Here is a 12,324-nt window from a genome sequence, read left to right as displayed (position 1 = left end):
GGAAGAAAGTTTTAGGATTTGTTTAAAAGTGATTTAAGTCGCTCACAGCAGGAACAGCCACCCCAGCCACCCGGCGCTGGCGACTACTGCCCCCAAAGCGGCCCACAGGGGGGCGGGCAGCCGCTCCAGCCGCCGGTTCCAGGCCAGGCCCTGCTTCAGGTAGCCGTCCGCCGCCCGGCGGGCCTCCTTTAAGACCCGCTCGGCGGTGACCCCCTCCCGGGCCAGGGCCTCCTCCTTCACGATGAAAATGGCCTCCTCAAACAGGCGGGGGTCGGGGGACTTGACCAGGATGACCTGGCGGGTAATGCCTTTGACCATGGCAGCACTTCCTTTCCCGGGCCTTTCAGCCCGCGCTTTTCCATATTCTGCCCCGGCGGAGGAGAACTATTCGCTTTGACAGGGCAGGGGGCGGGAGGGTATACTGGTGGCATTGACAATACCAGGACAATACCGGAAGGAGGTGCCCCCATGTCACACAATGCTGTCCGCCGATTAGAACTGACCATCACTCCCGCAGACGCCGGGGTGCGGGTGGAGCTGCTGCTGCGCCGGAAATTCGGCCTGTCCGGCACGGTGATCCGCCGCATCAAGTGGCTGGAGGACGGCATCCTGCTGGACGGGGCGCGGGTGAACACCCGGTGTGTGCCGAGGGTGGGACAAATCCTGTCCGTCCGCCTGTCTGACCCGGAGCGGCGCAGCGGCGTGGTCCCCGCCCCGGGGGAACTGGATATCCGCTATGAGGACGGAGATCTCGTCGTGCTGAACAAGGCCCCCGGGGTGACGGTCCACCCGGGTCCGGGGCACTTTTACGATACAGTGGGTAATTTTCTTCTCTGGCATTACGATCAGGAGGGGGCGGAGGCGGATTTTCACCCCGTCCACCGCCTGGACCGGGGCACCTCCGGCCTGATGGTGGTGGCCAAGCACCCCCACGCCCAGGAGAGATTAAAGGAGCAGCTGCACACGGCGGATTTCTTCCGGGAATATCTGGCGGTATGCGACGGCTGCCCCCGGCCGAAGACCGGCGTCGTGGACGCCCCCCTGGGGCCAAAGCCCGGCTCCCTGGTGGAGCAGATGGTCTGCCCCGATGGAAAGCCCGCCCGCACCCGGTATACGGTGCGGTTGGAGCGGGAGGGGCGCAGTCTCCTTCGCCTGGCCCTGGACACCGGGCGCACCCACCAGATCCGGGTCCACATGGCCAGCCTGGGCTGCCCCCTCACCGGGGACTTTCTCTATGGAAGGGAGGCACCGGAGCTGATCCCCCGGCCCGCCCTCCACTCCGCCCGCCTGTCCTTCCGCCACCCCATCACCGGCAGGCGGCTGGACTTTACCCAGCCCATGCCCCAGGACATGGCCGCCCTGATGGGGCTGGAGAAGGGGGACCCCACCGGAAAAATCCTGTACAATCAGACCGATTTATGATACAGTTACAGACACATACAGACGCGAAAGTCCTGCCTCGGTCCGGTTTTTCGGGGCGGGAAAGATTACAAAAAGGATGGGATCGACATTGGATTACGCAGCGGAATCGTTAAAGCTCCATTATCAGTGGAAGGGTAAGATCGAGGTGACCCCCCGGGCCGCCGTGGATAGCAAGGACGCCCTGTCCCTGGCCTATACCCCCGGCGTGGCCCAGCCCTGCCTGGAGATCCAGAAGGACATCAACAAGAGCTATGAGCTGACCCGCCGGTGGAACACCGTGGCCGTGGTCACTGACGGCACCGCCGTCCTTGGCCTGGGCGACATCGGCCCCGAGGCCGGTATGCCCGTGATGGAGGGCAAGTGCGTGCTGTTCAAGGCTTTCGGCGGGGTGGACGCCATCCCCCTGTGCGTGCGCAGCAAGGACGTGGACGAGATCGTCAACACCATCGCCCTGCTGGCCGGGTCCTTCGGCGGCATCAACCTGGAGGACATCTCCGCCCCCCGGTGCTTCGAGATCGAGCGGAAGCTGAAGGAGCGCTGCGACATCCCCGTCTTCCACGACGATCAGCACGGCACCGCCGTGGTGGTGCTGGCCGCCCTGACCAACGCCCTGAAGGTGGTGGGCAAGAAGATCGAGGACGTGAAGATGGTCTCCTGCGGCGCGGGCGCCGCCGGCATCGCCATCATGAAGCTGCTCATGGCCCGGGGCCTGAAGCACGTCATCATGTGCGACAAGCAGGGCGCCATCTACGACGGTATGGAGGGCCTGACCCCCGCCCAGGCGGAGATGGCGAAAGTGACCAATCAGGAGAAGCGCAAGGGCACCCTGGCGGAGATGCTGGTGGGGGCCGACGTGTTCCTGGGCGTCAGCGCCCCCGGCCTGGTCACGCCGGAGATGGTGAAGACCATGGCCCCCGGGGCCGTCCTGTTCTCCATGGCCAACCCCGTGCCCGAGATCATGCCCGACCTGGCCCGTCAGGCCGGAGCCGCCGTGGTGGGCACCGGCCGCAGCGACTTCCCCAACCAGATCAACAACGTGATGGCCTTCCCCGGCATTTTCCGGGGCGCGCTGGACGTGCGGGCCAGCGACATCAACGACGAGATGAAGATCGCCGCCGCCCAGGCCATTGCCAGCATCGTCTCTGACGAGGAGCTGAATGCCGACTATATCCTCCCCGCCGCCTTCGACCCCCGCGTGAAGGACGCGGTGGCCGCCGCCGTGGCCCAGGCCGCCCGGGATTCCGGCGTGGCACGCATCTGAACATAAAAAAATTCCCGCTGCATGGTGATGTGCAGCGGGAATTTTTTATGATTTCGTGTTTTCCACCCCCTGCGGGGGTGGAAAATACATGGATTCTATGCAGCGGGGCGATTTTTAAGTTATGCTTCGGCCTCTAAGGGCTTCACGCAAATTTCCAGCACCCGGCGGTGTTCTACCCGGGTGACGGTGACGTCCAGACCCTCGGCCTGGAAGTGGTCGCCCTCCTCGGGGACCCGGCCCACCTGCTCCATGACCCAGCCGGAGACGGTGGCCGCGTCGCAGGTGCCCTTCACCTGGAACAGGTCGTACAGGTCATCCAGGTTGGCGGAACATGCAATGAGATAGCTGCCGTCTGGCTGCTTGCGGAAGGTCTCGATGACCTCGTCATGCTCGTCCCAGATCTCGCCCACCAGCTCCTCCAGGATATCCTCTAATGTGGCGATGCCCTGGGTGCCGCCGTATTCATCCACCACCACGGCCATGTGGGCCTTGTTCTTCTGCAAAATGCGCAGCAGCTCGGATATCTTGGTGTTGCCCGTGGTGTAAAATACGGGGGTCTTCAACTGCCGGAGCATGGTCTCCCCTCGATAGCGGGCGGCGTAGAAGTCCTTCTCATGGATAACGCCCACGATGTTGTCGATGGTCTCGTGGTAGACGGGGATGCGGGAGAAGCCGCTCTCGGCAAACAGGGCGGCCAGCGCCTCCATGGAGTCGTCCTCTTCAATGGCGGTCAGGTCCACCCGGGGGGTGAGGATCTCGGATACCTCCATGTCGTTGAACTCGATGGCGTTGCGGATGAGGTCACTCTCGTGGCTGTCCAGTCCGCCCTCGGTCTCTGCCTGGTCCACCATGCCCACCAGCTCCTCCTCGGTGATGCCCTCGTCGTCCTTTTTGCGGAACAGGCGGCCCAGCAGAAGCTTCCACTGGCCGAAGAGGAAATTGGCCGGGGTAAATAGAACCATGAGTATCCGCAGCAGGGGGGTGGCGAACAGGGCCCAGCGCTCGGCGTTCTCCTTGGCCAGGCTCTTGGGCGAGATCTCGCCGAAGATCAGGATGATGACCGTCAGGGCCACGGTGGACACGGTGGGGCCATACTGGTGGAACCACCGGGTACACAGCACGGTGGCCACGGTGGTGGCGGTGATGTTCACCACGTTGTTGCCGATGAGGATGGTGGACAGCAGCTTGTCATAGTCCTCCGCCAGCTTCAGCGTCCGGGCGGCCCGGAGGTTTCCGTCGTCGGCCCGGGCTTTGAGCCGGATGCGGTTGAGCGAGGTGAAGGCCGTCTCTGTGGCGGAGAAGTAGGCGGAAAAAGCCACCAAAATGATGAGGGCCGCAAGCATACCGATACTGGCACTGTCAAGGTCCATAATAAAGGGATCAACTCTGCTTTCTTCTTCATAAATTTTCGACTCCCGTGGGAGCGATTTCCAAGGAGTATACCATACCTTTTCTCTGATTGCAACGGATAGCCAACAAACCAAACAGATTTTATACGGATTTTCCGGCTTCTTTGCCTGATTTTCACGCCATGAAAGGCTCGCAAGCAAAATCCGCTCCGATTTGCAAAGAAAAAAGGGTGATAGGCCAAAGCTGGCCCTTGCTTTTTGAAAAGAATAATGCTAACATACCCTTGATTTGATAAGCAGGGCATCTGCGCGAGATGTCCCAATCTTTGTTTCTGGAGGAACTGCGCTTATGTTTAAGAAGCTGATCGAGATCCTGAAAGCCCACCCCCGGAAGATCGTCTTCACCGAGGGCTCTGACCCCCGCATTCTGGAGGCGTCCGCCCGGCTGCTGTCCGGCACCTTCCTGACCCCCATCCTGGTGGGCAACCCTGACGAGATCCGCCAGGCCGCCGAGGACGCCGGTTTCAACATCCGGGGCGCCATCATCATCGACCCTGAGAACTATGAGAACATGGAGGCCATGGTCTCCCGCATGGTGGAGCTGCGCAAGGGCAAGATGACCGAGGACGACTGCCGCAAGGCCCTGAAGAAGAGCAACTATTTCGGCACCATGCTGGTGGCCATGGGCGAGGCCGACGCCCTGCTGGGCGGCGCCACCTACTCCACCGCCGACACCGTCCGTCCCGCCCTGCAGCTGGTGAAGACCAAGCCGGGCAACACCATCGTGTCCTCCTGCTTCATTCTGGTGCGCCCCTCCGCCACCGGCGACAACGACGTGCTGGCCATGGCCGACTGCGCCATCAACATCAAGCCCAGCGAGGACGAGCTGGTGGAGATCGCCTCTGAGACCGTGGACTGCGCCAAGATCTTCGGCGTGGACCCCAAGGTGGCCTTCCTGAGCTACTCCACCTTCGGCTCCGGAAAGGGCGAGGACGTGGACAAGATGCGCAACGCCGCCGACAAGGCCAAGCTGGCCATGCCCAACGTGCCCATCGAGGGCGAGCTGCAGTTCGACGCCGCCGTCTCTCCCCGTGTGGCCAAGACCAAGTGCCCCAACTCCAAGGTGGCCGGTTATGCCAACACCTTCATCTTCCCCGACATCAACGCCGGCAACATCGGCTATAAGATCGCCCAGCGCCTGGGCGGCTTCGAGGCCTACGGCCCCATCCTGCTGGGCCTGAACGCCCCCATCAACGACCTGTCCCGGGGCTGCAACGCCCAGGAGGTCTATTCCATGGCCATCATCACCGCCGCTCTGGCCTGATGACAGCTTGAAAAACAAATAACGCACAAGCGGGCTGCACAGAATGCCTTGACGGCATGTGTGCAGCCCACTTTTTTGTCAGGCTTATGGTTCGTCTTGTTCATCCTCTACGGGCCGGTCCAGGGAGACCCAGGCGGCCCAATAGCAGGCTGCGGAGAGGACCGGATACAGCAGGGAGAGGAACCACCCGTGGGTGCAGCCCCACCAAGCCAGCCAGATGCCGAAAATCACGTGGGGCGTGTACAGCACGGCGAACCAGCGCCTGCGGCTGGCGCTTTCAGTAAAAACCAGCTTTTTGGTGGGGTAGGGGAGAAAGAGACCGTAGACAATGAACACCCGGATAACTGCGGCCTCCGCCCCGGCAGTCTCGGTGAACTTCAGGGCGTATAGGCCGAAGGCCAGGAGCGGGAGGATGTTCAGCACCTCGGTCAAAAATCTTGGGTGGCGGAAGATAGGGCTTGACATTTGGCTTCACCTCACAGCGAGACAATCAGAATTCAGGTCGGTGGGGCTTGGCTTGACTTGCGCTCTAACTACATTGTACAGGCCATACAGGAAAAGTCAACGGTTCTGTAAAAAAGAACGGTGCGTCCGGGCCGGAGCGGGAAAACTTTTGTCTTTACTTGACCAAAGTGCAGTGATATAATTTCAGCCAGGTTAAATATTTTCACGGGGGTCTCTATTTCCCCGTGCAGGAGGTTTTGATCATGGTCAACCAACGTATGCTGGGCCTGGGCACTGCCCGGTCTGTGATCCGGGAGCTGTTTGAGTATGGCAAGCAGCGCGCCGCCGTGGTGGGCGCGGAGAATGTGTTCGACTTCTCCCTGGGCAACCCCAGCGTCCCCGCCCCCGACGCCATCAATGAGACGGCCATCCGCATTCTGAAGGAGCAGCCCGAGCTGATCCACTGCTACACCAGCGCCCAGGGCGACGCCGCCGCCCGGCAGCGCTTTGCCGACTCTCTGAACCGCCGCTTCCAGGGCAACTACACCGCCGAACAGTTCTATATCACCGTGGGTGCGGCGGCCTCTCTGTGCTGCGTGTTCAACGGCCTGACCTGCCCGGGGGACGAGTTCATCGTCTTTGCCCCCTATTTCCCCGAGTATAAGGTGTTTATCGAGGGGGCCGGGGCCAAGATGGTGCTGATCCCCCCGGAGATCGAGCACTTCCAGATCGACTTTGACGCCCTGGAGCGCTCCATCACCCCCCACACCAAGGGCGTGGTGGTGAACACCCCCAACAACCCCTCCGGCGTGGTCTACTCCCGCCAGACCCTGGAGAAGCTGGCGTCCGTCCTCACCGCCAAGAGCCAGGAATACGGCCACCCCATCTATCTCATCTCGGACGAGCCCTATCGGGAGATCGTGTTCCAGGGCTTTGAGGTGCCCTGGGTGCCCCACATCTACAAGGACACCATCGTGTGCTACTCCTTCTCCAAGTCCCTGTCTCTCCCCGGCGAGCGCCTGGGCTATGTGCTGGTCCCCGGCGACGTTACCGACGCAAAGGAGGTCTATGCCGCCGTGGCCGGAGCGGGCCGCTCCCTGGGCTATGTGAACGCCCCCAGCCTGTTCCAGCAGGTCACCTCCCTGTGCTGCGACATGACGTCTGATCTGGCGGTGTACGAGCGCAACTGCAAGCTGCTGGTCACCTCACTGCGGGAGATGGGCTATCACGTGGCTGAGCCCGGCGGAGCCTTCTATCTGTTCCCCCGCTCTCTGGAGCCCGACGACATGGCCTTCAGCGAGCGGGCCAAGCAGTTCGACCTGCTGCTGGTCCCCGGCTCCGGCTTCGGCGCTCCCGGCCACGTGCGCATCGCCTATTGCGTCCAGACCGAGCGCATTGAGCGGGCCCTGCCCAAGTTCAAGGCATTGGCCGATTGTAAGTTTTCAGGATAGTTGAGAAATATAGGCCGGTCAAAGGGTTTGATATGAAATATCCCGAAAAAACACGGGAACTGGCCTAAAATCAAGGGATTTCAGCGATAAACAAGTGCAAAACCGAGGAAGAAATTGTAGTCCTGTGAAAATGGGATTGCAATTTCTTTTTTTATTTTTTTATCCTCACCAGGCGTATGGCGGACGGATCGGGCAGGGGTTTTAAGAGGCCCTTTTAAGAGCGTTTAAGAGGATACAGCAGCAGGCACGGCGAGAGGGCGAAAAGCCAAGCACGGCGGGGGTTTTCGGGGTTTTAAGAAAACAAAAAAGACCTTTTAAGCGGGGCGCGCGCTGGGCGGCTTCTCCCCTGCTTGAAAGGTCTTTTTCTTTGTTGGAAGGCCCGGACAGCCCGGACAAAATGTGTCCGCGCTGCAAATTGGTGTCCGCGCCCCGGAAATACGGGCTTTTCGGGCACTCGGCCTTGAAAATGTCCAGGCCAGAATGTCCGGGCTAAAAATGCCGGACAAGTGGTTTTTAAGAGGCTCTTAAAAGGTGGCGTTTAAGAGGACGCGGCAACACCGTGAACATAACAGAATTTGTGATTTTCTGACAAATGAAAAACAAGGGCACAGCCAGGTGGTAGGCTTGTCCTATATACAAATGGTATCACCGCTTGTATTGCTCCAGCTGTGTCAGCTCGGCGGCCCGCTTCGCCAGCTCGGTGCGCCCTTGGGGATTCAATGCAAAGGCGGCCTGGAAGATCTGTGCGAACTGATCCCCATCCAGATCGGCGGGGCCATCATCGCGGAGCAGTTGGGTAGTCACAGTTTCCATCACCCCAGACAGGATGGAAACAGCCAGCATTTGCCGCTCCTGGGAGCTGCAGTCAAAGTCCAGTTTGAAGGTCTGAAACAGACCCACCAGTCCATCCAGGCGATCCTGAATAGTAGCACTATTCTGGAGGAAGGTTTCGCGGTCAATATCACCTCGGAGGTATTCCCCGCTCACTTTGAAGAAACGCTCCAGAGCAGCCATCGCTTTTGAGTTTGGTTCCCGCAGACCGTTCTCATAATTGCGAACTGCGGCCATGCTGACACCAATTCGCTGCGCCAACTGCTCCTGAGTTAAACCAGCGTCCTTTCGGAGTTCTTGAATGCGCTGCCCCATAGCACTTTTCTTGTTCATCTAAGTACACCTTCTCTCTGAAAAACAAGTATAGCGGAAATATATACAAATGTAAACAGGGAAGAGCGAAAAACGCTTGACATATACAAATGGAAACATTATAATGGGTACATAACATATACAAACGGAAACAAAAGGAGGGGCGAAGATGCTACTCAAGGTAAATGCGGCAGAACTCCAGCGCCGCCGAGAAAAGCAGAATATGACACCTTACCGACTGGCGGTAGAAGCGGGACTTCCGGTAAATGCAATTTACCGCCTGGAGGATGGATCCACCAAAATGACCAGCCACCTCCGCGCCAGAGAGATTGCAAAGGCGTTACATTGTAAGACTGAAGAGATTTTCACTGAGGCGAAGGGAGAAGCGGTATGAATATCGAAGTAACTCAGAAAGCCGATGGCTGGATGTTAGGAACCATCGAAGGAGGCTATGAATGGCAAGCTAAGGTGTATGAGAAGCCGTCCGAGTTTGGGATCAACGGAGGCCGCGTCAGTAAACTGTTCATCCGGCCAGTGGGACTTGGATGGCAGCCCGCCCTTATAAGCTATGACCGAGGCTGGGATAAGCGACCGGAAACTCAGGACGCTAAGGTGGTTTTTGAAACGCTTTTAAATTACCTGGAAAGCACTACGAACAAGAATTAAGAAAGGAACATGGACATGAACGAGAAAACCATAGAAGATGCCTTGAACCTCCTGATTTCTGGAGAATTGGATCTGGTAGACACTGCGCTGGGCGAGGTATCCAATATCAAGACCTATGCGGAGGCTGGGATATTGACGCGGGACAGCGGCCTTGTCCTTCGAATGGAGGACGGGAGCGAGTTTCAGATCACCATCAAGCAGAGCAAATGAGCCGAAACCGCCCGGCCAGGGCGGTCTGCAGGGGATAACCTCCCTGCACTGACGATGGCAGGTTATGAAAGGCAGGTGAAGGAAATGGCTGTCACATTGAGTTCGCAGGAAGTGGCGGCGCTAACAGGTAAAACTGAGCGCACTGTCCGCCGCTGGGCTGAAAGCGGGAAAATCCCCGCTGAAAGGGTTTTGAACAAATTCAATTCCCCGGAGTACCTTTTCAGCCTGGACGCTCTGGAACCCCACCTGCAGCAGAAGTATTTTGATGGGCTAAAGCTGACCCCCTCGCCGGAGGTGGCGCAGACCCTGACCAAGGAAGCCAAGCCGCTGGACACCTATTCCATTGAGGAGCAGGAGGAGATTGCCTTCTGGCTCCGGCTGGTGAAGCAGTGGCAGGGCTACCGGAACAAGCCGGGGGCCAACAAGACCGAGGTGGACGCAAACTTCGTACAGTGGTGCAAGCTGGAATATCCAGAGCGGGCCATTTCCGTGGATACCCTATACCGCCGCTGGAACGCGGTGCGGGATAACGACCTGGATGGCCTGATCGACAAGCGTGGCAAGTGGAAGAAGGGCAAGAGTAGCATCCCGGATCCCATGTGGCAGGCATTCCTATACTTCTATCTGGATGAGCGGCAGCACCCCCTGAAAAAGTGCTATGAGTACACCAAGCTGGAGATGCAAACGAGCTTCCCGGAGCTGGTTGGGGATATGCCGAGCTACACGACCTTCTACCGCAGGGCGCAGGCCGACATCCCGGAGCCGCTGAAGGTACTGGGCCGGGAGGGTGAGAAAGCCTTCCGTGACCGCTGCGCTCCATATATCCGCCGTGTCTACGACGATATGCGGAGCAACGAGTGGTGGATCGCCGACAACCACACCTTCGATATTATCACCGAGGGAGAGAACGGCCAGCGCCACCGGCTGTACCTGACAGCCTTCTTCGACGCCCGGTCGGGCATCTTTACCGGGTGCTATGTCACCAACGCCCCCAGCAGCCAGTCCACTCTGATCGCGCTGCGGCGTGGCATCCTGAAATACGGCATCCCGGAGAACATCTATGTAGACAATGGCCGCGAGTTCCTAACCTACGATGTGGGCGGCCTGGGCCACCGCAAAAAGAAGCCGAAGGACGGCCAGGAGCGGTTTGAACCGCCCCCGGTATTCGAGCGGCTGGGCATTCACATGACAAACGCCATTGTGCGGAACGCAAAAGCGAAGATCATCGAGCGGCGCTTCCGGGATGTGAAAGACCACCTCTCCCGTCTGTTCGATACCTTCACCGGCGGCAATGTGCTGGAGAAGCCGGAGAGCCTGAAGTTCATCCTGAAGGATGGTAGGATCCCGCTGGACTCTACCCTGGTGGAAACGGTGGAGGAGCTGCTGGACTGGTACTTTAACCAGCAGCCCTACGGCGGCGCGGTGGCCAAAGACCACGGCAAGCCCCGCCAGCAGGTCTACAATGAGAATCTGCACACCAAGCGGGTGGCCAGCGCCGAGGATTTGAGCCTGATGCTGATGCGGAGCAGTCGAGCGCAGAAGGTCACGCGCCGGGGCGTACACCTGGACATCGCGGGCCAGCGCATCGACTACTGGAACGACGAGCTGGTGTTCAATTACCTGGGCCAGCAGGTCTATTACCGCTACGACCCGGACGATCTGAGCGAGGTGCGGGTGTACGACCTGCAAGACCGCTTCATTATGAGCGTCCCCGCCGACAACACGGCGGTGCTGACCTACGGGGCCAGCAAGGAGGAAGTCAAGGAGGCCATGGCCAAGGTGCGGCGCATGGAGCGCATCACCAAGGAGGCCAAGAAGGTCAGCACCTTCCCGGCCTTCGGGCGGCATACGGCGCTGGAGCTGGTTATGGAGGCCGCCCACGAGAGCAAGGTCGCCCGGATCGTCCCCGCTGCATCCCCGAAGGTATTGGAGCTGCAGCGGCCTGATGAGGAGCCATTGCTGAAGGCGGTGGCTGGTGGCCCGGATCTGGATACGATGAACCGAAACGCAATGAAACGAAATGGAGGAGCCGAGCATGAGTAAGGAATATAACAGCGCACTGCAGGCACGGGTGGAGCAGTTCCTGAAGGAAAAGAACATCAGCCAGGCCAAGGCTGCCCCACTCATGGGGATCAGCCAGACGGCACTGAGCCAGTACCGCCGCAGTATGTACGACAACGGCGACATCGCTGCCCTGGAGAGCAAGCTGGAGGAGTTCTTCCGCACTCAGGAAGAGCAGGAGGTCAACACCGAGAAAGCCCTGCCCTACCGCCCCACCCAGGACTACATTCCCACCTCCATTTCGGAGGATGTGTATAAGCTCATCCGCTACTGCCAGCTGGAGAAGGGCATGGTCATCATCCACGGGGATGCGGGAATCGGCAAGACCAAGGGGGCCGAGCGGTTTGTGCGGGAAAACCCCACGGCCAGCGTCTACATCCAGGCGACGCCCAGCACCGGCACCCTGGGGAACCTGCTGAAGGTGCTGGCGCGGGCGCTGAAGGTGCCGGAGACCCGGAGCAAGTTGGATTTGACGCTGGCCATCCGGGAGAAGCTGGAGGGCACAAACAAGGTCATCATCATCGATGAGGCCCAGCACCTGCAGCTGCGCTCCCTGGAGGAGATCCGCACCTGGGCGGACGCAAACCCCATCACGGGGCAGCAGGGCGTGGGCATCGCGCTGATCGGCAACACGGAGGTCTACACCCGGATGGTGGGCAAGCAGGAGGCACGGTTCGCCCAGCTGTTCTCCCGCATTCGCATGAACCGCTACTACAGCACCCGCAAGGTCACCGACGAGGATGTGGCGAAGCTGTTCCCCAAGCTGGCCGAGGATGGCCGGAAGAAGGAATTGAACTTCCTGCATGGCATCAGCCAGTCCAAGTGGGGCATCCGAGGCGCAGTGAATGTCTACAACAACGCGGTGAACAACGAAAACATCAGCTACGACGGGCTGTATGCGATGGCCCGCACCATGGGCATCGGCCTGGTGTAAGGGGGTGACTGCATGACAGCGGTGGCGGTAACAGCAATCATCTGTGTAACCATTATCAT

At 59.7% G+C, this 12,324-nt stretch carries 13 protein-coding genes and 1 other RNA gene; 10 read left to right on the top strand and 4 right to left on the bottom strand.

Annotated elements, in window-relative coordinates; all coding sequences use genetic code 11:
• Positions 1–42: 42 nt before the first annotated feature.
• Positions 43–318 (bottom strand): translation initiation factor 2, encoded by a 276-nt coding sequence (locus ACSAMP_RS02645; protein WP_457799399.1) that lies wholly within the window; start codon positions 316–318, stop codon positions 43–45.
• Between the two features lie 150 nt (positions 319–468).
• Here ACSAMP_RS02645 and ACSAMP_RS02640 point away from each other — a divergent pair, with 150 nt between their 5' ends.
• Complete coding sequence (locus ACSAMP_RS02640) at positions 469–1,422, top strand: RluA family pseudouridine synthase (RefSeq protein ID WP_457799398.1); 954 nt, start codon at positions 469–471, stop codon at positions 1,420–1,422.
• An 88-nt stretch (positions 1,423–1,510) separates the two neighbouring features.
• A complete protein-coding gene (locus tag ACSAMP_RS02635; RefSeq protein ID WP_441795068.1) occupies positions 1,511–2,683 on the top strand; it encodes an NAD(P)-dependent malic enzyme in 1,173 nt (390 codons plus the stop codon).
• A gap of 119 nt (positions 2,684–2,802) precedes the next feature.
• On the opposite strand, the gene ACSAMP_RS02630 is transcribed toward ACSAMP_RS02635, so the two are convergent.
• Complete coding sequence (locus tag ACSAMP_RS02630; protein WP_457799397.1) at positions 2,803–4,053, bottom strand: HlyC/CorC family transporter; 1,251 nt, start codon at positions 4,051–4,053, stop codon at positions 2,803–2,805.
• A 328-nt stretch (positions 4,054–4,381) separates the two neighbouring features.
• Between ACSAMP_RS02630 and pta the strand changes: the two genes are divergently transcribed.
• Positions 4,382–5,356, top strand: a complete 975-nt coding sequence (gene pta / locus ACSAMP_RS02625; protein ID WP_457799396.1) for a phosphate acetyltransferase — start codon at positions 4,382–4,384, stop codon at positions 5,354–5,356.
• 84 nt (positions 5,357–5,440) lie between these two features.
• On the opposite strand, the gene ACSAMP_RS02620 is transcribed toward pta, so the two are convergent.
• Positions 5,441–5,821 carry a hypothetical protein gene (locus tag ACSAMP_RS02620; protein WP_457799395.1) on the bottom strand — a complete coding sequence of 127 codons (381 nt, stop codon included), beginning with the start codon at positions 5,819–5,821 and terminating at the stop codon, positions 5,441–5,443.
• A 242-nt stretch (positions 5,822–6,063) separates the two neighbouring features.
• Here ACSAMP_RS02620 and ACSAMP_RS02615 point away from each other — a divergent pair, with 242 nt between their 5' ends.
• The gene (locus ACSAMP_RS02615; RefSeq protein ID WP_457799394.1) at positions 6,064–7,251 is read left to right on the top strand and encodes a pyridoxal phosphate-dependent aminotransferase; all 1,188 of its coding nucleotides are present in this window, start codon (positions 6,064–6,066) and stop codon (positions 7,249–7,251) included.
• A gap of 645 nt (positions 7,252–7,896) precedes the next feature.
• Here the strand turns inward: ACSAMP_RS02615 and ACSAMP_RS02610 are convergent.
• Positions 7,897–8,415: a helix-turn-helix domain-containing protein gene (locus ACSAMP_RS02610; protein ID WP_020990067.1), complete on the bottom strand. Its 519-nt coding sequence runs from the start codon at positions 8,413–8,415 to the stop codon at positions 7,897–7,899.
• A 148-nt stretch (positions 8,416–8,563) separates the two neighbouring features.
• Here ACSAMP_RS02610 and ACSAMP_RS02605 point away from each other — a divergent pair, with 148 nt between their 5' ends.
• The 6 genes from ACSAMP_RS02605 to ACSAMP_RS02580 all read left to right on the top strand — a co-directional run bounded on the left by ACSAMP_RS02605 (position 8,564) and on the right by ACSAMP_RS02580 (position 12,265).
• A complete protein-coding gene (locus ACSAMP_RS02605; protein ID WP_008982884.1) occupies positions 8,564–8,788 on the top strand; it encodes a helix-turn-helix domain-containing protein in 225 nt (74 codons plus the stop codon).
• Positions 8,785–9,060: a DUF7678 domain-containing protein gene (locus tag ACSAMP_RS02600; RefSeq protein ID WP_008982883.1), complete on the top strand. Its 276-nt coding sequence runs from the start codon at positions 8,785–8,787 to the stop codon at positions 9,058–9,060. The genes ACSAMP_RS02605 and ACSAMP_RS02600 overlap by 4 nt, the downstream gene beginning before the upstream one ends.
• A gap of 15 nt (positions 9,061–9,075) precedes the next feature.
• Complete coding sequence (locus tag ACSAMP_RS02595; protein ID WP_020990066.1) at positions 9,076–9,270, top strand: hypothetical protein; 195 nt, start codon at positions 9,076–9,078, stop codon at positions 9,268–9,270.
• An RNA gene (locus ACSAMP_RS02590) (hammerhead ribozyme type II) lies at positions 9,270–9,337 on the top strand. The genes ACSAMP_RS02595 and ACSAMP_RS02590 overlap by 1 nt, the downstream gene beginning before the upstream one ends.
• Complete coding sequence (locus ACSAMP_RS02585) at positions 9,325–11,313, top strand: Mu transposase C-terminal domain-containing protein (protein WP_457799393.1); 1,989 nt, start codon at positions 9,325–9,327, stop codon at positions 11,311–11,313. The genes ACSAMP_RS02590 and ACSAMP_RS02585 overlap by 13 nt, the downstream gene beginning before the upstream one ends.
• Positions 11,306–12,265, top strand: coding sequence for an AAA family ATPase (locus ACSAMP_RS02580; RefSeq protein WP_008982880.1), 960 nt, complete (start codon positions 11,306–11,308; stop codon positions 12,263–12,265). Before ACSAMP_RS02585 ends, ACSAMP_RS02580 begins: the two co-directional genes overlap by 8 nt.
• Positions 12,266–12,324 lie beyond the last annotated feature (59 nt).

The organism is Flintibacter sp. SJQ-8 (assembly GCF_054108085.1).
The sequence above is the reverse complement of the archived record's forward strand: the minus strand, read 5'-3'. Positions and strand labels throughout refer to the sequence as shown.

What these genes read in the sequence shown, in the direction of transcription:
- ACSAMP_RS02645 (WP_457799399.1), bottom strand. Translation starts at nt 318, where the DNA reads ATGGTCAAAGGCATTACCCGCCAGGTCATCCTGGTCAAGTCCCCCGAC.
- ACSAMP_RS02640 (WP_457799398.1), top strand. Translation starts at nt 469, where the DNA reads ATGTCACACAATGCTGTCCGCCGATTAGAACTGACCATCACTCCCGCA.
- ACSAMP_RS02630 (WP_457799397.1), bottom strand. Translation starts at nt 4,053, where the DNA reads ATGGACCTTGACAGTGCCAGTATCGGTATGCTTGCGGCCCTCATCATT.
- pta (WP_457799396.1), top strand. Translation starts at nt 4,382, where the DNA reads ATGTTTAAGAAGCTGATCGAGATCCTGAAAGCCCACCCCCGGAAGATC.
- ACSAMP_RS02620 (WP_457799395.1), bottom strand. Translation starts at nt 5,821, where the DNA reads ATGTCAAGCCCTATCTTCCGCCACCCAAGATTTTTGACCGAGGTGCTG.
- ACSAMP_RS02615 (WP_457799394.1), top strand. Translation starts at nt 6,064, where the DNA reads ATGGTCAACCAACGTATGCTGGGCCTGGGCACTGCCCGGTCTGTGATC.
- ACSAMP_RS02610 (WP_020990067.1), bottom strand. Translation starts at nt 8,415, where the DNA reads ATGAACAAGAAAAGTGCTATGGGGCAGCGCATTCAAGAACTCCGAAAG.
- ACSAMP_RS02605 (WP_008982884.1), top strand. Translation starts at nt 8,564, where the DNA reads ATGCTACTCAAGGTAAATGCGGCAGAACTCCAGCGCCGCCGAGAAAAG.
- ACSAMP_RS02600 (WP_008982883.1), top strand. Translation starts at nt 8,785, where the DNA reads ATGAATATCGAAGTAACTCAGAAAGCCGATGGCTGGATGTTAGGAACC.
- ACSAMP_RS02595 (WP_020990066.1), top strand. Translation starts at nt 9,076, where the DNA reads ATGAACGAGAAAACCATAGAAGATGCCTTGAACCTCCTGATTTCTGGA.
- ACSAMP_RS02585 (WP_457799393.1), top strand. Translation starts at nt 9,325, where the DNA reads ATGGCAGGTTATGAAAGGCAGGTGAAGGAAATGGCTGTCACATTGAGT.
- ACSAMP_RS02580 (WP_008982880.1), top strand. Translation starts at nt 11,306, where the DNA reads ATGAGTAAGGAATATAACAGCGCACTGCAGGCACGGGTGGAGCAGTTC.